Source organism: Burkholderia sp. AU45388 (genome assembly GCF_030481585.1).
GTDB classification, from domain to species: Bacteria; Pseudomonadota; Gammaproteobacteria; order Burkholderiales; family Burkholderiaceae; genus Burkholderia; species Burkholderia sola.
Map to the genome: position 1 here is coordinate 1 of NZ_JAUJPV010000043.1, position 19,053 is coordinate 19,053.

Consider the following 19,053-nt stretch of genomic DNA (forward strand, 5'->3'; position numbering starts at 1 on the left):
ATCCGCCCACGGTCTGAACGAGCAGTACGATGGCGGTCAGCATCGGGAACAATGTGGTGCTCCAATAGTGCCCCAGCATCCCCATCACGCCGACCTGCCCCGCGCCAAAACCTGCGCCCACCAAGCCGACGGCCACGTAAGTCGTTGTCAGGTTTGGAGTGCGAAGGTTTGCCAGTGCAACGAAGGTAACGATAAAGACTTCCCTCGATAGCCGGATAACTTCACTCTCCACTCCGAATGATCATGCCAGCGTTGCTGGGTCGCCGCCGTCAACGTAGTTTCAAGAATAATCGATTGTTTGTCAACCAGTAGGTGTGGCGCTGAGCCCCGCTGCCTGTAACGAGATGCCTTGTGACCTACTATGAGGACGAGGGGACTTGGCCCCTTTCAAGTGGGGGGAGTCAAAACTGCAAGGAGTGAGATAGAATCGATTCTTCAGTCGCGAGATGATTCATTATCGTAAACGCTCGATCTGCCATGCGCCGTGAGGTCTCGCGTTACCGGGTAACAACCACTGTAGGTAGGAGATGACGCAAACGACGGCACAGTGGCAAGCGGCCTATCGAACAAGGCGTGACGCGGCTGGCAAGGACGGCAACGGTGATCGGCGTCTGGATATGTGGGTCAGTACAGAATCGTATCTTGCTATGACGCGGCTAGCTCGCCGTGACCCGGGAACGAAGCGTCGGATGCTGGAACCGTTGATCGCACGGGCCGACGACGCGATCCCGAGTTGGAACAGTGGGACGTTGAGCGGACCGCGATGCGTATTCTTCAGTGTCTACGAGGGATTCCCCTAGGCTCGCCGGTCCCATGTTCATTTCGTCCCGCCATTTTTTGCGTCGTGCTTTCCAGGTGGCGCCTTTCCCTTGTCCGTCGAGATTATTTGCATTTCGCGAATGGCGTGTTCGCCGGTTGTTCCATACCCGATCCGTATCCGCGCACCTATCGTTCGGGCGTCGGCTGATTGAATTGGACGCCTGCAACCGGAAGGCGGTGGCCATTTCCGCGCGACTCGCGTCGTATCGCAGACCCAAGACAACGGATTTGGCTCATGCACGGACGCTGCGGCGCGCGCAGGCTGACCAGTTCCACGGAGACAGACATGAAAGCAAACGAGTGGGATACCGCGTACGAGTGGAAGGCGGTCACGCTGCTGGCGCTCGGTTTCGGGCTAGTCGGCCTCGACCGCTGGCTGATCGCGCCGCTGTTCCCGTCGATCATGAAGGACCTGAACCTGACCGCGCAGGACGTCGGCAACTGCATCGGCGTGCTTGGCCTGTCGTGGGGCATCTTCGCCGCGCTGATGGGCGGCATCTCGGACAAGATCGGCCGCCGCAAAGTGCTGATCCCCGCGATCGTCGCGTTCTCGCTGCTGTCGGGCTTTTCGGGGCTCGCGGGTGGGCTGCTCGGTCTGATCGCGATTCGGGCGTTGATGGGCGTCGCCGAAGGCTCGTTCTGCCCGACCAGCTTCGCGGCGACCGCCGACGCGTCGCATCCGCGTCGGCGCGGCTTGAACCTCGGGCTGCAGCAAAGCGGCTTCGCGCTGTTCGGGCTCGCGCTGTCACCGATCATCGCGACGCAGTTGCTCGAGTTCGTGTCGTGGCGCTGGGTGTTCGCGCTCGTCGCGATACCCGGCCTGATCCTCGGCGCGATCATGTTCTTCGTGATCCGCGAGCCGAGGCGGGAGAGGGAGGTCGTATCGGAGCACGCGCCCGCGTCGCTCGGCCACGTGCTGAAGAGCCGCAACATCCTCGTCGCGATGGCCGCATTGTGTTGCGCGATGACGGGCGTGTTCGTGCTCGGCGCGCTGCTGCCGCTGTACCTGACGGACTACCTGGCGCTTGGTACGCAAAAGATGGGGCTCGTCGTGTCGGCAATCGGCTTCGGCGGATTTATCGGGCAGTTCGGGCTGCCGGGGCTGTCAGACCTGGTGGGCCGCCGCATCGCGAGCATCGTCGGCTTTGCGGGCACGGCCGTGATGCTCTACATCTTCCGCGGTCTCGGCCCGCAACCCGTCACGCTGTTCATCGTCCTGTTCGTCGCGTCGTTCTTCACGCTCGGGCTCGTGTCGCTGCTGTCGGGGCCAGTCGCAACGGAAGCCGCGCCCGTGGGCCTCGTGTCGACGTCGATCGGTGTGGTGGTCGGCTGCGGCGAAATCTTCGGCGGCGGCATCGCACCTGCGTTGGGCGGCTACGTCGCGGCTCATTTCGGCATTCAGAACATTCTCTGGCTGCCCATGTGTGCCGTCATTCTTGGCATTCTGGTCAGCATGCTTCTGAGGGAAACTGCACCGGCTGTACTGCAGCGTCGTTCTGGCATACCGGCGAAGCTTGCTGCGGGTGAGCGGTCGCGTTAATCCGCAAGGGAACGCGAATACGTGCTTTGAGAACCGATCAGTGATAGTGTGGCTCCTTCCCGTGCGATGCAAAGACCGGTCCGGTACAGATAAACTGGTATTTTGCTGACAAGAAGGGCGCAGTATGGATCGATTTTTGAGCATCGAGGCATTCGTGAGAGTCGCCGAGGCCAGCAGCTTCGCTGAGGCGGCGAGACAACTCGGTGTGACGAGTTCCGTAGTGACGAACCGCATCCAGCAGCTCGAGAAGTTCGTCAATGCGCCGCTCTTCCATCGCAGCACGCGTCACGTGCGGCTCTCGGAGGTAGGCGAAGCGTTCTATCGCGAATGCGCAGACGTGGTGGGCAGGGTGAATGAGCTCACCGACCAGATGCGGGAAATGCGCGCCACACCGACGGGGCGCTTGCGCATCCAGATGCTTCCGGGGTTCGCCCTTGGACATTTCGCTGCCCCACTGGCTGAATTCAATCGCCGCTATCCGGGAATCCAGTTCGATGTCATCGTGAATGACCGCGTGGTTGACCCGGTCGAGGAAGGCTTCGATATCGCTTTCCAGATATTCCCCCCGATTTCCGAGTCGCTCATCGAACGCCGGCTATTTACCGTTCGGCGGTTGTTTTGTGCTTCGCCGGCTTACATCGACGATCATGGTGCGCCACAGCATCCACGGGACCTGCTGAACCACACAACTGCACTGTACTCGGGATATCCCTCACGAAATCGCTGGACTATGACTCAGGGTGATGAAGTCGTCGAGATGGAATTGCCGGGAATGGTTCGCTCGAACTCGGTACATCTGCTCCGGGACTACGCACTGACAGGCGGGGGGGTGGTTTGCCTGCCAACCCTGGTCGCGAGCGACGCGCTCGTCAAGGGGACGTTGGTGCCCGTGTTGACGGACTATGACCTGTCGTCGTTGAGCTTTGCGGCCGTCTATCCTGCGACGCAGCGTCAGGCATTAAAGGTGAAGGCGCTTGTCGAGTTCCTCGCCGAATATATCGGCAGTGAACCGTCCTGGGATGTGCCGTTGCTCGAGCGCGGCTGGGTGCGATAGCCCTCGAATCAGTCGGTGGATTATTCGGGAATCGCAAATGCGGTAGTCGCTGTTCCGGAGGTTGTTACTCACAGCTATTGCCCCTAGAGTTGAACCTAACAAGCAGTTCAACACAGGAGACAGCAATGACTGACGCGGCATTTCACACCGTCTTTGGCTCGCTCGACAGCTACAAGAAAGGCGACATCGAAATCACGAGCGGGAGCGCTCGTCATTACGCCTTCTCGAACGTATTCGAGGTGGCCTCCAAGTCAGCACCGTACGAGAAGGTCGTCGTCGGCAAGAATCTCGAATATGTCATCGAAGTGCTGCGTACCGAAGGCGCATCGCAATGGTTCGCATGTGCACACGACGAGTTCGCCATCCAGATGGATGGCGCAGTTCAGATCGAATTCATCAAGCTCGACAATCCGCCGACGTCGGGGCGTGGCACGGTGCACGCGGGCGTCCGGCCTGCCGGTCGCAAGATGGGGTATGTCGTCCTGCGCAAGGGGCACCAGGCACTGCTGCCGGCGGGCTGTGCGTACCGCTTCGTCGCAAGCGAGCCGGGCGTTGCCCTCGTGCAGACCGTTCTCGGTGAGCTGTCCGTAGAGAAGTGGGCAGATATCTGCCTGCACTGACCTGCCTGACCGCCTCATTCAAATATTCCTGGAGACATGTTATGGCCACCCTCGAGACCCTCGATCTTTCCGCTGGCTTCGCCGCCGATCTGGTGCAGGCCACGGAAGCCGATCCCGTCACCGGTTACCGCCGCTTCCAGCTTGGCGAATTCGCGTTCCAGCGCGACGAGTACTTCGTGAAGATCAGCTGGCCCGCGAAAGGCCAGATCCGCACGCACGCGATATCCGCGGACGCGTTCCTGCGCGCGATGATGCGGGACGTCGCATGGGGCTTCTTCTATGGCTGGGTCAACTTCGACCATGTGTTCGGGACACGTAATCACTACGGCAAGGTAGATGTGTACGCGGGCACGTTCAACGGCATCCTGAAGGAAGCGGGCGTCGACTATACCGAGACGTTCGACACGCCAACCATCATGGCCACGTTCAAGGCCATGCTGCACGACTGGACAAACGAAGGCTTCGACCCGTTCGCAGCTCCAGAAGAAACCGGCACGGCATTCGGCCGCAAGCATGGCGAGAACGTTGCGGCAATCGAACGTACCCGCATCGCGACGCGCCGTATGCCGGGTCTCGAAGGAGACTCGCCGCTGCGCGACGATCTGGCGGTCAATCGTGCATTCCTCGACGTCGTGCAAGACGAGCCGGAAGTGCATGCCGAACCGGGCTTCGAGCACGAGCTTCATGCGTTCAGCCTCTTCAAATATCTATCGCGTTCGGACGTGACGTGGAATCCGTCGGTGACGTCCGTCTGCGGTCTCAGCCTGTTCTGTCCGACGACCGAAGAATTCATCTTGCCGGTGTTCCACGGCAACGACCGCGTCGAATGGTTCCTGCAACTTTCCGACGAAATTGTCTGGGACATTGGCGACAAGAACTCCGGTGCGCCGCGCGCACGGATCACGATGCGCGCCGGCGACATCTGCGCAATGCCCGCCGATATCCGGCACCAGGGTTACTCGACCAAGCGCTCGATGCTTCTGGTGTGGGAAAACGCCACGCCGAACCTGCCGCAGCGTTATGAGAGCGGCGAACTGGCTCCGTATCCCATCGAGTTCTAAGTCGCGCGCCAGCAATACATCGAGGAAGATACATGCAGACCCAGCTCTTCATTGACGGGCGATTCGTTGACGCAGTCGACCGTGGCACGATCGACGTGCTCAATCCGCACGACGGTTCGCTGATCACGAAGATCGCCGCCGCTACCGCGGCGGACATCGACCTTGCAGTCGAAGCCGCAACCCGCGCGTTTCCGAAATGGTCGGCGTTGCCGGCGGCCGAACGCGGCCGGCTGCTGCTGCGTCTCGCCGACGCGATCGACGCGAATGCCGAGGAACTCGCGCAGCTCGAATCGCTCGACACGGGCCATCCGATCCGCGATTCGCGCGCGCTTGACGTGCCGCGCACGGCCGGCTGTTTCCGCTACTTCGGCGGGATGGCAGACAAGCTTCAAGGCTCGGTGATTCCGGTCGAAACCGGCTTCCTGAACTATGTGCAGCGTGCACCGATCGGCGTCGTCGGTCAGATCGTGCCGTGGAATTTCCCGCTGATGTTCACCAGCTGGAAGATGGGCCCCGCGCTGGCCGCCGGCAACACGGTCGTGCTGAAGCCGTCGGAGATCACGCCGCTGTCGACCCTGCGGATCGTCGAGTTGATGGCCGAGGTCGGTTTCCCCGCAGGTGTCGTCAATATCGTTCCCGGCTATGGACATACGGCCGGCCAGCGTCTCGCCGAACACCCTGGTGTCGGCAAGATCGCGTTCACCGGTTCGACCGCGACGGGGCGCCGGATCGTCGACGCATCGCAGGGCAACCTGAAGCGCGTGCAGCTGGAACTCGGCGGCAAGGGCGCGAACATCGTGTTCGACGATGCGAACCTCGATGCCGCCATCAACGGCGCCGCGTGGGCGATCTTCCACAACCAGGGGCAGGCGTGCATCGCCGGTTCGCGTCTGGTGCTGCATGAACGTATCGCGGATGAATTCCTCGAGCGTTTCGTGTCGCTGGCTTCGTCTATCCGCGTTGGCAATCCGCTGGATCCGGACACCGAAATGGGCCCGCTGACGTCGAAGCAGCACCTCGACCGCGTGCTGTCGTTCGTCGACGTCGCGCGGGAGCAGGGCGGCCGTGTGCTCGCAGGTGGCAGCGCGCCGCAGGAGGCCACGCTCGCGAATGGCTACTACGTGCGTCCGACCGTCATCGAAGCGAAAAGCGCGGCCGATCGCGTCGCGCAGGAGGAAGTGTTCGGGCCGTTCGTTACCGTGCTGCGCTTCGGCAGCGACGAAGAAGCGTTGTCGATTGCCAACGCGACCGAATACGGGCTCGGCAGCGGTTTGTGGACTAACGATCTGTCCCGCGCGCACCGGATGGCGTCGACGATCGACGCGGGCATGTGTTGGATCAACTGCTACAAGCGTGTGAATCCGGGCAGCCCATTCGGCGGCATCGGCAAGTCGGGCTACGGCCGCGAGATGGGTTTCGAGGCGATGCACGACTACACGGAAGCGCGCTCGGTGTGGGTCAACGTCGACGGCAACGTGCCGCCGCACTTCAAGCGCTGAGGTCGCCTTGGAGCGCTTCGTCTACCAGGGAACGCCTTCGCGCGTCGTGTTCGAATGGGGCGCGCTCGACCGGCTGCCGGACGAGCTGACCGCGCTCGGCGCGCAGCGGGCGCTGATCCTGTCCACGCCCGAACAGCGAGCGCTCGCGGAGCGCGTCAGCGGCGTGCTCGGCGAGCGTGCAGCCGGCGTGTGCGCGCAGGCCGTGATGCACGTGCCGATCGAAGTCGCTCGTGCGGCGCGCGAGATGGCCACCGAGCTTGGCGCGGACTGCTGCATCGCGATCGGCGGTGGCTCGACGATCGGGCTCGGCAAGGCGATCGCGCTCGAATCGTCGCTGCCGATCCTCGCCGTGCCGACGACTTACGCGGGTTCGGAAATGACGCCGATCTACGGGCTCACGGAAGAGCGGCTCAAGCGCACCGGGCGCGATGCACGCGTGCTGCCGCGTACGGTGCTCTACGATCCGTCGCTGACGCTGTCGCTGCCGCCAGGGATTTCGGCGGCGTCCGGCGTCAATGCGATGGCGCACGCGGTCGAAGCGCTCTACGCGGAAGATGCGAACCCGGTGATCAGCTTGATGGCAGAGGAGTCGATTCGTGCGCTCGGCGAAGCGTTACCAGCCATCGTGCGCGCGCCCGACGATCGCGAGATGCGCAGCCGCGCCCTGTATGGCGCATGGCTCGCCGGCACATGTCTGGGCGCCGTCGGCATGGCGTTGCATCACAAGCTCTGTCATACGCTCGGCGGCACCTTCAACCTCCCGCACGCGCAGACGCACGCCGCGATGTTGCCTCATACGGCGCACTACAACCACGCTGCCGCGCCTGAAGCGCTGCGTCGGGTTGCGCGCGCTCTTGGCGGCAGCGAAGCCGCGGAAGCCGGTTCGCTTCTGTTCCAGCTGAACCAAAAACTCGGCATCTCGTCGGCGCTCGAAGATATCGGCATGCGGCAGGATGGCCTCGACGAGGCAGCTGATATTGCCTGCAAGAATCCCTATGCGAATCCGCGTCCGATCGAACGCGCACCGATCAGGGAATTGCTTCAGCGTGCATGGGAAGGGCGCGCGCCACACTAGGCGTGCAAGGCGGTTGAAAGCATATATGGAGACCGATGTGACCACCGAACATGGCGATAGCGATGCGAGGCTGACCGAGCAGGTTGTTGCCAGCTTTGCCAGCACACAGGACGCGCGCTTGCGCACCTTGATGCAGAGCCTCGTGCGGCACGTGCATGCGTTCGTCCGCGAAACGGAGCTGACTGAGGCGGAGTGGATGGCTGCGATCGGCTTCCTGACCGAAACCGGAAAGATGTGCGACGACGTCGTGCGGCAGGAGTTCATTCTGCTGTCGGACACGCTGGGCGTATCGATGCTGGTCGATCGGATCAACCATCGTTTTGCGACCGGCGCGACGGAAACGACGGTGTTCGGCCCGTTCTACATCGAAGGCATGCCCGACCGAGCGTATGGCGAGAACATGGCGTTCACGCCCGGCACTCCGGTGGTCGTGCATGGCCGCGTGCTGACCACCGACGGTGCACCGGTGCCGGACGCCGTGCTCGACGTGTGGCAGACCGCTGAAAATGGCATGTACTCGGGGCAAGACACCGAGCAACCCCACGGAAACCTGCGTGGTCGCTACCACGCGGATGCCGAAGGGCGCTACGCAATTGTCACGATTCTGCCCGTGAGCTACCCGATTCCGATGGATGGTCCAGTCGGCAAGATGCTCGACGCGACAGGCCGGCATCCGTGGCGGCCCGCACATCTGCATTTCATGATTGATGCGCCCGGACATCGAACGCTCGTGACCCATCTGTTCGACAAAAACGACAAGTACCTTCATTCGGACGCGGTTTTCGGCGTCAAGCCATCGCTGATGGTTTCTTACCGCGAGCGCCCGGGGGGCGATGAACTCGCGCGCCGTTTCAATCTGAATGGCCCATATCGCGAGGCGAACTACGACTTCGTGCTTGACCGGAGCTGAACCATGAGTCGCTATTTCGCAGTCTTTGCCACCGACAAGCCTGACATGCGCGAGGTGCGTGAGCGTGTGCGCCCGAGTCATCGGACTTATCTCCGCAGTGCGTCTCAGCACGGTGTTCTGGTACGCCTCGGCGGTCCTACGCTGGCGCCCCTCGGCAATGCGATGAACGGCACGCTCCTGGTCGTAGAAGCCGACGACATCGAAGCGGTGATGCGGTTCGTTGGAGAAGACCCTTACATGAAGGAAGGTTTGTTCTCGCGAGTGGAGGTTCGTCCGTGGGACTGGAGCCTTGGTAATCCCGAGCAGCGGGTGTAGTGATGAGCGCGCATCGGCTATGTCGTTTGGACGATGTGCCCGACGGTGGTGCCCGTGTAGTCGCCGAAGAATCAGTCGACCGTCCCATCGTCATTGTCCGGCGTGGTGACAAGGTGTGGGCCTACGTAAATCGGTGCCCCCATTTTTCCGTAGGCTTGGACTTTGTCCCCGGAAATATCTTTTGCTATCGATCTGAGGTTCTGATGTGCGCTCACCATAGTGCGATATTCAGGTTTGACGATGGAAAGTGCGTTGATGGGCCCTGCAAAGGCGCGTCGCTGGATGCGGTCCAAGTAGAAATTAACGCCGATGCATGGGTCGTTTTCGACAGCGCTTAGATGCCAGCTCAAAAAGGCTGCTCGGTACGCCTGAAGATGTTCAGGCAGACAAGCGAGCAACCAAGTTTCAGGAATGCATGCGTCCGACCAGTCAACGATACTTTCGAGTCCGTTGCCGTGCTCGGTCCGGCGCTTCGCGATCACTGACTGGATACCGCGATGGCGCAGGGCGCGCCGATGCCGCTCGGAGTCATGACCGCGATCGGCGTAGACGACGCGGGGCCGTTGAATCGAGTGGTCGCGCGGGCCGCGAATCGATGGAATCGCGTCGATCAGCGCCAGCCACTGCGCTCCGGCTTCGTGACAGTCGCGAAGCCGGAACCAACAGATTGCCCCGAAGCGGGGTCGAGCCGGGTTGGCAGATGGTTCCATCGAATTGGTAGAACTGATCGACGACATCCACGACGAGTTTCCCGGCTAGGGTTGCCGGCGTGTAACCCGTGAGCGGGTCGTGCGTTGCCGTTCCATCGTCCATCGCGATCCCGCTTTACCCGCCGCGCCGAGTTAAACAATCGCGCAACTTTGTGGTTATTCAACCCGTCCCGCTCCCGCTAGGGGCGGTATGCCAAAGCCCGAATAATCTCGGTAACACGTTGAAAGAATCGCTAAGCTTCGCGCACTTCAGTTATGCGAAGATCGGCGCCTCGATGAATCTTTCGTCAACAAGCCGGCTGTTCAACATTAGCGTCGGCGTCGCATTTGCCGATCGACGTACACCGGCCCCAGCCGCACCACGCACGTGCGGTGCGGCTAGGGCGTTGCGTTTGCACGACGCTGGAGCTCTCTCTTTCTCGCGTATGCAGAACCTTTATTCGCACGTTTTTTTGCGGGTTCCCGGTGTTTGCGCACCTCCTCGCCGCCTGCTGGCCGCACTGTGCGGCGCCGTCGCTATGATGGTTTCCGCCTGTAATCGGCACGAGGCATCGCCGTCCGGCGCACAAACCGCCGAGGTCGGTGTCGAGACGGTTGTGCCCCAACACATCGTGATGACGACGGAACTGTCTGGTCGTCTTTCCTCGCTCAAGTTATCGGATGTCCGCCCGCAGATCAGTGGCATCGTCCAGAAGCGCTTGTTTGTCGAAGGCTCGGACGTCAGGGCAGGGCAGGTGCTGTATCAGATCGATCCCGCTTCTTATCAGGCGAACTACGACTCCGCCCGCGGCACGCTCGCGAAGGCACGCGCGACGCTCGCATCTGCCAGAACCAAGGCGGACCGCTATACCGATCTCGTCAAGATCAAGGCGGTGAGCCAGCAGGATTACGACGACGCGATCGCCGCCGTGCGAGAGGCCGAAGCGGATGTGATCGCCGATCAGGGCTCGCTCGAATCGGCACGTGTGAGCCTCGACCGCACGCGGATCACGGCGCCCATTTCCGGCCGGATCGGCGCGTCGAGCGTGACGGAAGGCGCGCTCGTCACCTCGGATCAGACAACGGCGCTCGCGACGATTCACGCGTTCGACCAGATGTACCTCGACTTCACGCGTTCGAGCGCCGAATGGCTGAAGCTGCGCAAGGCGTTCGCGTCGGGCAAGCTCAAGCGCGCGGGCGACAACGGCGCGGTGGTCAGCCTGGAACTCGAGGATGGCACGCCGTATTCGCACACAGGCACGCTGCAATTTTCGGGCATCAGCGTCGATACGACGACGGGCTCGGTGACGCTGCGAGCCATTTTCCCGAATCCCGAGGGCGACCTGTTACCCGGCATGTTCGTTCGCGTCAGGCTCGAAGAGGGCATGGACGACCGCGCGATTCTCGTGCCACAGATTGCCGTGTCGCGCGGCTCGGCGGGGCAGGCCAGCGTGTATGTCGTCGATGCGTCATCGAAGGTTCGCCAGGTAAGCGTAAAGGCCGATACTGCGTATGGCGACCAGTGGATTGTGACCGAGGGCCTGCATGCGGGCGACCGCGTTATCGTGAGCGGCCTGCAAAGCGCACATGTGGGTGCGCAGGTCAAGGTCGCGGAAAACAAGCCGGCCATCAAGGCCGCATCGGCCTCGTCGGCGAGTGCGCCGGGCGCTTCCGGCATGCAGCAGTAAGGGGGGCGCATGGCTCAGTTCTTTATCAAGCGGCCCATCCTCGCATGGGTGATCGCGATCGTTATCATGCTAGTCGGCACGGTATCGATCACCTCGCTGTCCGTCGAGCAATATCCCACCATCGCGCCGCCTTCCGTGCAGGTCACGGCGACCTATCCCGGCGCATCCGCCGATACCGTGGCGGCGACGGTCACGCAGATCATCGAGCAGAAACTCAGCGGTATCGACAACCTGCTGTACATGTCGTCGACGAGCAGCTCGTCAGGGCAAGCGACCCTCACGCTCACGTTCAATGCCGGCACGAACCCCGATATCGCCCAGGTGCAGGTGCAGAACAAGGTCAGCCAGGCAACGTCATCGTTACCCCAGACGGTGCAAGAACAGGGTATCCAGGTTGCCAAGGCGTCGACCAACTTCATGATGTTCGTGGCGCTGTCGTCGCCAGGCGGCAGCTATAACTCTATCGATCTCGGCAATATCATCGCCAGCCAGATCCAGGACTCTGTCTCGCAGCTCAACGGCGTAGGCGACGTCACGCTATTCGGGGCGCAGCACGCGATGCGCATCTGGGTTGATCCCGTCAAGCTTCGTAGTTTCGGTCTGATGACCTCGGACGTCACGACGGCCGTATCCAATCAGAACGTGCAGCTATCGGTCGGCCAGATCGGCGGCTTGCCTGCCACAGATTCGCAGGCGATCAACGCGACCGTCCGCTCGTCTAGTCTTCTGAAGACGGTCGACCAGTTCGGCGACATCCTGTTACGTGTCAATTCAGACGGCTCGAAGGTCAGGCTCAAGGAAGTCGCGCGCATCGAGGTTGGCGGCGATTCCTACGATACGTCGTCGCGCTACAACGGCAAGCCGGCGGCGGCGATGGCGATCAAGCTCGCGACGGGCGCGAACGCGATGCAGGTCGCTCGCGAAGTGCGCGCGAAGCTCGCGGAACTCGAGCCGCAGTTGCCCAAGGACGTCAAGGTCAGCATTCCGTACGACACGACGCCGTTCGTGCGCATCTCGATCGAAGAGGTCGTGAAGACGCTGCTCGAGGCGGTCGTGCTCGTGTTCGCTGTGATGTATCTGTTCCTGCAGAACGTCCGCTCGACGCTGATCCCCACGATCGTCGTACCCGTCGCGCTGCTTGGCACGTTCGGCGTGATGGCGGCCATCGGCTTCTCGATCAACGTGCTGTCGATGTTCGCGATGGTGCTAGCGATCGGTCTTCTGGTGGACGATGCCATCGTCGTGGTTGAGAACGTCGAACGTCTGATGAGCGAGGAGGGTTTGTCGCCCCGCGAGGCCACCGAGAAGGCGATGGGTCAGATTACGGGTGCGCTGATCGGCGTCACCACGGTGCTGACTGCCGTGTTCATTCCAATGGCATTCTTTTCGGGATCGACGGGTGCCATCTACCGGCAGTTCTCGATCACGATCGCCTCGGCGATGGTGCTTTCGGTCATTCTCGCGCTCACGCTCACGCCCGCTCTGTGCGCGACACTGTTGCGACCGACGCAACACGGGCATGAGGAAAAGCGCGGCTTCTTCGGCTGGTTCAACCGCAAGTTTTCCTCCGGCACCACACGTTATAGCGGCGCGCTCGCGCGCATCGTCGGCAAGCCGATGCGCTGGATGTTCGTCTATGGTTGCATGGGCGCGATCGTCGTGTTGCTGTACATGACTTTGCCGTCGTCATATCTGCCGCAAGAGGACCAGGGCTACATCCTCGTCTCGATCAGCACGCCCGTCGGCACGCCTGCATCAAGCACGCTCAAGGCCGTGGAAGCGGCTGAGCAATACTTCCTGCACGACGAGCCCGGCGTCGAACAGATGATCACGGTGAACGGCTTCAGTTTCAACGGACAAGGGCAGAACAACGCGCTCGCATTCGTCTCGCTGAAGGACTGGAAGCAGCGCAGTTCGAAAGACAGTGCGTCGGCGATCATCGCGCGCGCGAATCGCAAGCTCAATGCCAATCGCGACGCGCAGACCTTCGTACTCAATCCGCCTGCGATCCAGGAACTGGGCACACAAAGCGGTCTCGATTTCGAAATCGAGGATGGCGCGGGGCAGGGGCACGACAAACTGCTGGCAGCGCGCAACCAGTTCATGGGGCTCGCGATGAAGGAGCCGTCGCTGGCGATGGTGCGTCCGTCGGGGCTCGAAGATACGCCGCAACTGCAAGTCGATATCGATCGCGAGAAGGCGTCAGCCCTCGGCCTGTCGGTCTCGGATATCAATGACACGTTGCAGACGGCATTCGGTTCTTCCTATGTGAACAACTACATCGACACGGGGCGCATTCAGAAGGTCTACGTGCAGGCCGATGCACCTTATCGGATGATGCCAGCCGATGTCGCCAGCTGGTTCGTGCGGTCGAGTTCATCGTCGTCCAACAGTTCGTCATCTTCCTCTTCGGGCACGCGCGCAAATTACGATGCGGACATGGTGCCGTTTTCAGCCTTCACGACGAGCCGCTGGACGTTCGGGCCGCCGCAGATCGAGCGCTACAACCGGCAACTGGCGATGGGGATGTCCGCGCAAACGGGCAACGGCGTGAGCACGGGCGACGCGATGAATGCGGTCCAGAAGATCGCCAAGCAGCTGCCGGCCGGCTTCGGCGTCGAATGGACGGGCCAGTCGTATCAGGAAGTGCAGGCGGGCTCTCAAGCGGTCTATCTCTATGCGATCTCGATCGTGGTCGTGTTCCTTTGCCTCGCCGGCCTGTACGAAAGCTGGTCGGTCCCGCTCGCAGTGATCCTCGTCGTTCCGCTCGGCGTGTTCGGTGCGCTCGCGGCCGCGCATTTGCGCGGACTGGACAACGACATTTATTTCAAGGTCGGTCTGCTGGCGACCATCGGTCTGTCGACGAAGAACGCGATTCTGATCGTCGAATTCGCGAAGGACTTGCAGGCGCAAGGGCTCGGTATGATCGACGCCGTCATCAAGGCCGCCCATATGCGCTTGCGCCCCATTCTGATGACATCGCTCGCGTTCGTGTTCGGTGTGCTGCCGCTCGTGATCAGTACCGGGGCGGGCGCCAATGCACGTCACGCAATCGGCACGGGCGTCGCGGGCGGCATGATTGCCGCGACGGTGCTGGCCATTTTCTTCGTGCCGGTGTTTTACGTCGTGGTGCGCCGTCTGTTCGGCGAGCATGGGCACACGGAGCCTAATGGCCCGTCGCAAGAGGAACAAGCATGAAGCTGAAGTACCTGAGTACAATGATTGCGATGGCGCTGTGCGCCTGCACACTCGATCCCGCGTATCAACGACCGGCCGCGCCTGTCGCGGCTGCATATCCTCAAGGCGAAGCCTATCAGACCGATGCGAGCAAGACGGGCCGGGCGAGCCAAGCGGCTTACGCGACCGATGTCGGCTGGCGGGATTTTTTCAGGGACGCTCGTCTGCAGCGTCTGATCGAACTGGCTCTCGAGAACAACCGCGACCTTCGCGTCGCGGCGCTCAATGTAGCCGAGTACGAAGCGAAGTATCGGATCGCGCGCGCCAATCTCTCGCCGTCCGTCGATGCTTCCGGATCGTTCACGCGCGAACGATCGGCGGGCACGATCATGTCGACGGGTTCGGTAAGTGTTGGCATGTCGTCGTGGGAGATCGATTTCTTCGGACGTCTGCGCAGCCTCAAGCGGCAGGTGCTCGAGCAGTACCTTTCGAGCGACTCCGCGCATGCCAGTACGCAACTGAGCCTGATCGCGACGGTCGCGACCGACTATCTCCAGCTGCTCGCCGACGAAACGAGCCAGGAGATCGCGCGCAACACCGTCGAGGCGGACCAGAAGACCTATGAACTGACCGTGCAGATGATGGAGGCGGGCAGTTCGTCGTTCCAGGATGTGCAGCAGGCGCGCACGAGCCTCGCGAGCGCGCAGTCGAGCCTCGCGTCTTATACGCGCGCCGTTGCGCAGGACAAGAACAATCTCGTCGCCAGCATCGGCTGTCCGTTGCCGGACGATCTGCCGCAAGGCGCGACGTTGATGTCGAGCCCGTCGATGCTGGCCGACATCAGCGAGGGGCTGCCTTCGGATCTGCTGTCGCGGCGGCCTGACATCGTCGAGGCCGAGCATTCCCTGAAGGCGGCGAACGCGAACATTGGCGCGGCACGCGCGGCTTTCTTTCCGAAGATCCAGTTGACTGCTTCTGCGGGTTCGTCGAGTACGAGCCTGTCGGGTCTTTTCAAGGCAGGTAGCGGGGCGTGGACGTTCTCGCCGTCTATCACCGTGCCCATCTTCGATTACGGCTACAACAAGGCGACACTTGATGTGGCGAAGATCCAGAAGAGCATCCAGGTCGCCGACTATGAAAAGGCCATTCAAACGGCCTTCAAGGAAGTGGCGAATGCGCTGGCAGGACGCGCCACCTATGTGGCGCAGACTCAGGCCGATCGGGACTACGTAACGGCTGCGCAGAACTACTACGACATCGCGCAAGTCCGCTATCAACACGGAACGGACAGCTTCCTGACGTTGATGGATGCGCAGCGTTCGCTGTACACGGCGCAACAGCAACTCGTAACGGATACGCTTTCGAAGCTGTCGAATCTCATCACGCTCTACAAGGTGCTCGGCGGCGGATGGAGCGAGCAAAGCGCGACTGCCGAAACGGCGGCCCGTGTCGTGCGAGCAGGAAGCTGATTCGTTACATCGTCTGCACGCACCGTTGCGCCGGCGTTTGCGCGGCGCATTGTAAGTGTGGCTGCTCACGACCTGTACATCATCGCGATGACGAATGAGAGGTGACAGCGAAGACAGGGGCGCTCTATGATTGGGTGTCGATGGCGGCGCTGCGCGCCGTGTCCGAACGTGCACAGTTGCCGCCCGAGGTCGACACGCGCACCGCCGGTTTCATTTACGCGGCGCGAACCGGCTTCTGCACGAGCGGCTGTTGATATCGGGCGAACCGCGCATGGATGATGAGGCGGACCAGACATTGGCTTCCGCTTTGCCTGCGACGCTCAAGCTGCATCCGAGCCAGCAAACTCCTGACCTTTCACGCCGCCCGAACGGTCATTACGCGGTCGCTGTAATTCGCTAAGACTCCGTAAGACTCGCTAAGTCTTCGGAACCGGGGGCGCACCGCCTTGCGCTATAGTCATACGTAGATCCGATATCTGGCGGCAAGGGCACTGCCCGTCCCAAGCGGCAAAACCCGGCGCAGCCTGCTCACATCATGCCCGACACGCCTCTTCAGGTGCTGCTCGTCGACGACGACGCCGACCTGCGCGACCTGCTTCGCAATTTCTTCCACCAACGCGGCATCGACTTCTCGGTGTTGCACGACGCTACCCATCTCCCACGGCGGCTCGAACGCGAGCGTCCGTCGATCATCGTCCTCGATCTGATGATGCCCGGCGTCGACGGTCTCACGGCGCTCAAGCAGTTGCGTGCGAGCGGTGACACGATTCCCGTGATCATGCTGACTGCGCGCGCCGATGGCGTCGATCGCGTGATCGGCCTCGAACTAGGCGCCGACGATTACCTCGGCAAGCCGTTCATGCCGCAGGAACTGCTCGCGCGAATTCATGCCGTGCTACGCCGTCATGCGCTGCATCCCGAAGCGCCGCCCCCGAAGCATCGTGAGTCGCTCGTGTTCGGGCGCTTCCGGCTCGACTTCGCGTCGCGTACGCTCTTGCGCGACAACGAGCCGATCAGGCTGACGGGCAGCGAATACGCGCTGCTCGAAGTGTTCGCACAGCACCCGATGGAAACGCTGTCACGCACGCGCATTGTCGAGTTGCTGCACGGTCCCGATTCCGATGTGACGGAGCGCGGCATCGACGTGCCCGTGTGGTATCTGCGGCGGCTGCTCGAAGACGATCCCGCCGCGCCGCGCCGTATCCAGACGATTCGGGGCATCGGCTATATGTTCGTGCCTGGCGAAACCGGGGATGGCAACGCAATCAGTGAAGACGGAAAAGGCGACACATCGGAATGAAAAATCCGTTCAATACGCTTTTCGGCCGTCTCGCGACGATGACGGTCGGTCTGATCGTCGCTGTACATGTGACGTCGTTGTTTGTCGTCGACCGCGAGCGCAGCCAGATAGATGCGGAACATGCGCGTCGCGCAGCGATGCTCGCCGTGCAGGCGAAGCACGACGGCGAAGCAAGCGCGCGACACGTCGCGCAGACGCTTGATATCGAATATATCGCCGCAGCCGACGTGGGCCGTTCCGGCTGTCCCAACGGTTGCACCGGCTCCGATGCGCCTGACCTGCTGCGACGCCTGCCGCCCGGCAGCCGCGTCGTCTTCCAGCCGCGCACGGGATCGCTGTGGATACGCTATGGAAGCGAGCCATACTGGCTCTACATGCGCAACGCCAATCTGCCTGGCGTGCGTTTTCTCGGATCGTCGCTGGTGATGCTGGTGCTGGCCGTGTGCGCGGCACTGTTCGCCGCATGGCAGTTCCAGCGCCCCTTGCACCGGCTTGCGGATGCGGCGCGCGAATTCAGGATCGGACGGCGCGCGCCGACCGTGACGGAAAGCGGTCCGGCCGAAATGCGCTTGCTGATCGGTGACTTCAACGAGATGATGAGCGAACTCGGGAAAGCCGAGCAGGAGCGCGCGGTGATGCTGGCGGGCGTCGCGCACGATCTGCGTGCGCCGATCACGCGCATGCAGGTGCGCGCCGACCTGCTGCCCGATGTGGCGAATCGCAGCGGCTTCCTGCGCGACGCCGAGTCGCTGTCGCGCATCGTGACGCAATTTCTCGACTATGCGCGCGACACGGCCGATCCGTCGCCGCAAGCGAATGTCGATGCGCATTGCCGGCGTCATTACGGCGACGGGCTCGATGATGAGGCGCTCGTGCGCCTGCGTCTGAATGCGGGCGATGGCTTCAATCTGCCGCTCGTGGATCTCGACCGGATTCTGTCTAATCTAATCGAGAACGCGATGAACTATGGCGACCCGCCCGTCGAGATTTCGACGTCCGCGCATAACGGCGTCTACACGCTTACCGTGCGCGATCACGGCGCGGGCATTCCGCGCGAACACCTCGAACGCGTGCTGCAGCCGTTCACACGGCTCGATCCGGCGCGCGGGGGCGATGCGCATTGCGGTCTGGGCCTCGCGATCGTGCGACGGCTCACGCGTTATAACGACGGGCAGTTCGAATGCGATAACGCGCCCGAAGGCGGGTTTCGCGTGACACTGACGTTCCGCCGCGAGGTCTGACGGCAAGTTGTTGCGATGTGATTTTCGATGCCGCCCTTCGTGGGTGGCATCCGTCGTTCATAAACGATGTGGCGCGAGCAGGATGCTCGAAATCACGCCCGTGGGGATCGCAGCCTGTACGAAGTCCCCGTTCACCTGCACCCATTGATAACCCGAGGGCGGCGGCTGGAGATCGTGCGCGTGCCAATTGTCGACGACATATTGCGAGCCATGATAGTCGGGCGACAACCTGCCGATGTTCTCTGGGTATATGTGCTGTTTTCCGCGGGCCTGAAGACGCCGCAACGCATGGCGGGAGAAGAATCCCTCGAAGTGAGGCTGGTATACCCTGAGTGACGCCGATTTCAAAATAATCGATTATTTTATGGAGCGTAGCTTTGATGAGTACGCCTGACATGAGAAGACAATCGAGATTGGAACCATGAGCGACTTAAGTTTTGAAGGTCAGGTGGCGATTGTGACCGGAGCAGGCGGCAATCCCGGCCTGGGCCGCGCACACGCCAAGTATCTCGCCGCCAGGGGCGCCAAAGTCGTCGTCAATGACCTCGGCGTCGGGCCGGACGGGCGTGGCGTGGTGGGTGCTCGCGCGGATGCGG

Annotated in this window: 17 protein-coding genes and 2 pseudogenes; 16 read left to right on the plus strand and 3 right to left on the minus strand. The window is 61.9% G+C overall.

The genetic code is table 11. The features are described 5' to 3' along the window. Nucleotides 1-232 (minus strand): hypothetical protein (locus tag QZM72_RS34780; protein ID WP_218828348.1); only part of this gene is annotated, 232 nt, incomplete at its 3' end. Nucleotides 233-1,105: 873 nt separating this feature from the next. Here QZM72_RS34780 and QZM72_RS34785 point away from each other — a divergent pair. From QZM72_RS34785 to QZM72_RS34825, 9 genes are all read left to right on the plus strand, one after another. Further along, nucleotides 1,106-2,359, plus strand: a complete 1,254-nt coding sequence (locus tag QZM72_RS34785) for an MFS transporter (RefSeq protein WP_089468815.1) — start codon at nucleotides 1,106-1,108, stop codon at nucleotides 2,357-2,359. A gap of 124 nt (nucleotides 2,360-2,483) precedes the next feature. Further along, a complete protein-coding gene (locus QZM72_RS34790; protein WP_089468816.1) occupies nucleotides 2,484-3,413 on the plus strand; it encodes a LysR family transcriptional regulator in 930 nt (309 codons plus the stop codon). Between the two features lie 125 nt (nucleotides 3,414-3,538). Further along, the gene (locus QZM72_RS34795; RefSeq protein WP_089468817.1) at nucleotides 3,539-4,033 is read left to right on the plus strand and encodes a hydroxyquinol 1,2-dioxygenase; all 495 of its coding nucleotides are present in this window, start codon (nucleotides 3,539-3,541) and stop codon (nucleotides 4,031-4,033) included. Nucleotides 4,034-4,074: 41 nt separating this feature from the next. Beyond that, nucleotides 4,075-5,094, plus strand: coding sequence for a hydroxyquinol 1,2-dioxygenase (locus QZM72_RS34800; RefSeq protein ID WP_089468818.1), 1,020 nt, complete (start codon nucleotides 4,075-4,077; stop codon nucleotides 5,092-5,094). 32 nt (nucleotides 5,095-5,126) lie between these two features. Continuing rightward, on the plus strand, nucleotides 5,127-6,593 hold the full coding sequence (locus tag QZM72_RS34805) for an aldehyde dehydrogenase family protein (protein ID WP_089468819.1): 1,467 nt from the start codon (nucleotides 5,127-5,129) through the stop codon (nucleotides 6,591-6,593). Between the two features lie 7 nt (nucleotides 6,594-6,600). Further along, complete coding sequence (locus QZM72_RS34810; RefSeq protein WP_089468820.1) at nucleotides 6,601-7,668, plus strand: maleylacetate reductase; 1,068 nt, start codon at nucleotides 6,601-6,603, stop codon at nucleotides 7,666-7,668. A 37-nt stretch (nucleotides 7,669-7,705) separates the two neighbouring features. Further along, nucleotides 7,706-8,578, plus strand: a complete 873-nt coding sequence (locus tag QZM72_RS34815; protein ID WP_301740377.1) for an intradiol ring-cleavage dioxygenase — start codon at nucleotides 7,706-7,708, stop codon at nucleotides 8,576-8,578. Nucleotides 8,579-8,581: 3 nt separating this feature from the next. Further along, nucleotides 8,582-8,893, plus strand: coding sequence for a YciI family protein (locus QZM72_RS34820; RefSeq protein ID WP_089468821.1), 312 nt, complete (start codon nucleotides 8,582-8,584; stop codon nucleotides 8,891-8,893). Nucleotides 8,894-8,895: 2 nt separating this feature from the next. Then, complete coding sequence (locus QZM72_RS34825) at nucleotides 8,896-9,231, plus strand: Rieske 2Fe-2S domain-containing protein (protein WP_089468822.1); 336 nt, start codon at nucleotides 8,896-8,898, stop codon at nucleotides 9,229-9,231. Nucleotides 9,232-9,239: 8 nt separating this feature from the next. On the opposite strand, the pseudogene QZM72_RS34830 reads toward QZM72_RS34825, so the two are convergent. Continuing rightward, nucleotides 9,240-9,519: pseudogene (locus QZM72_RS34830) on the minus strand (IS5/IS1182 family transposase); the annotation flags it as partial. A 602-nt stretch (nucleotides 9,520-10,121) separates the two neighbouring features. Between QZM72_RS34830 and QZM72_RS34835 the strand changes: the two are divergent. The 6 genes from QZM72_RS34835 (at nucleotide 10,122) to QZM72_RS34860 (ending at nucleotide 18,457) form a co-directional block, all read left to right on the plus strand. Next, nucleotides 10,122-11,270, plus strand: a complete 1,149-nt coding sequence (locus tag QZM72_RS34835; RefSeq protein WP_256979686.1) for an efflux RND transporter periplasmic adaptor subunit — start codon at nucleotides 10,122-10,124, stop codon at nucleotides 11,268-11,270. Nucleotides 11,271-11,279: 9 nt separating this feature from the next. Further along, nucleotides 11,280-14,468: an efflux RND transporter permease subunit gene (locus QZM72_RS34840; protein ID WP_089468824.1), complete on the plus strand. Its 3,189-nt coding sequence runs from the start codon at nucleotides 11,280-11,282 to the stop codon at nucleotides 14,466-14,468. Next, a complete protein-coding gene (locus QZM72_RS34845) occupies nucleotides 14,465-15,916 on the plus strand; it encodes an efflux transporter outer membrane subunit (RefSeq protein ID WP_301740376.1) in 1,452 nt (483 codons plus the stop codon). Before QZM72_RS34840 ends, QZM72_RS34845 begins: the two co-directional genes overlap by 4 nt. A 101-nt stretch (nucleotides 15,917-16,017) precedes the next feature. After that, nucleotides 16,018-16,170: a hypothetical protein gene (locus QZM72_RS34850; RefSeq protein WP_179233454.1), complete on the plus strand. Its 153-nt coding sequence runs from the start codon at nucleotides 16,018-16,020 to the stop codon at nucleotides 16,168-16,170. A 281-nt stretch (nucleotides 16,171-16,451) separates the two neighbouring features. Then, entirely contained in the window at nucleotides 16,452-17,216 is a 765-nt protein-coding gene (locus QZM72_RS34855; protein ID WP_089468826.1) for a response regulator, read from the plus strand. Next, a complete protein-coding gene (locus QZM72_RS34860; protein ID WP_089468827.1) occupies nucleotides 17,213-18,457 on the plus strand; it encodes an ATP-binding protein in 1,245 nt (414 codons plus the stop codon). Before QZM72_RS34855 ends, QZM72_RS34860 begins: the two co-directional genes overlap by 4 nt. 57 nt (nucleotides 18,458-18,514) lie before the next feature. On the opposite strand, the gene QZM72_RS35745 is transcribed toward QZM72_RS34860, so the two are convergent. After that, nucleotides 18,515-18,805 (minus strand): RcnB family protein, encoded by a 291-nt coding sequence (locus QZM72_RS35745; RefSeq protein WP_367620055.1) that lies wholly within the window; start codon nucleotides 18,803-18,805, stop codon nucleotides 18,515-18,517. A gap of 73 nt (nucleotides 18,806-18,878) precedes the next feature. Between QZM72_RS35745 and QZM72_RS34870 the strand changes: the two are divergent. Next, nucleotides 18,879-19,053, plus strand: a pseudogene (locus QZM72_RS34870) (3-hydroxyacyl-CoA dehydrogenase); the annotation flags it as partial.

Coding starts and splice junctions, on each gene's coding strand:
- QZM72_RS34785 (WP_089468815.1), top strand. CDS start 1,106: ATGAAAGCAAACGAGTGGGATACCGCGTACGAGTGGAAGGCGGTCACG.
- QZM72_RS34790 (WP_089468816.1), top strand. CDS start 2,484: ATGGATCGATTTTTGAGCATCGAGGCATTCGTGAGAGTCGCCGAGGCC.
- QZM72_RS34795 (WP_089468817.1), top strand. CDS start 3,539: ATGACTGACGCGGCATTTCACACCGTCTTTGGCTCGCTCGACAGCTAC.
- QZM72_RS34800 (WP_089468818.1), top strand. CDS start 4,075: ATGGCCACCCTCGAGACCCTCGATCTTTCCGCTGGCTTCGCCGCCGAT.
- QZM72_RS34805 (WP_089468819.1), top strand. CDS start 5,127: ATGCAGACCCAGCTCTTCATTGACGGGCGATTCGTTGACGCAGTCGAC.
- QZM72_RS34820 (WP_089468821.1), top strand. CDS start 8,582: ATGAGTCGCTATTTCGCAGTCTTTGCCACCGACAAGCCTGACATGCGC.
- QZM72_RS34825 (WP_089468822.1), top strand. CDS start 8,896: ATGAGCGCGCATCGGCTATGTCGTTTGGACGATGTGCCCGACGGTGGT.
- QZM72_RS34835 (WP_256979686.1), top strand. CDS start 10,122: ATGATGGTTTCCGCCTGTAATCGGCACGAGGCATCGCCGTCCGGCGCA.
- QZM72_RS34840 (WP_089468824.1), top strand. CDS start 11,280: ATGGCTCAGTTCTTTATCAAGCGGCCCATCCTCGCATGGGTGATCGCG.
- QZM72_RS34845 (WP_301740376.1), top strand. CDS start 14,465: ATGAAGCTGAAGTACCTGAGTACAATGATTGCGATGGCGCTGTGCGCC.
- QZM72_RS34855 (WP_089468826.1), top strand. CDS start 16,452: ATGCCCGACACGCCTCTTCAGGTGCTGCTCGTCGACGACGACGCCGAC.
- QZM72_RS34860 (WP_089468827.1), top strand. CDS start 17,213: ATGAAAAATCCGTTCAATACGCTTTTCGGCCGTCTCGCGACGATGACG.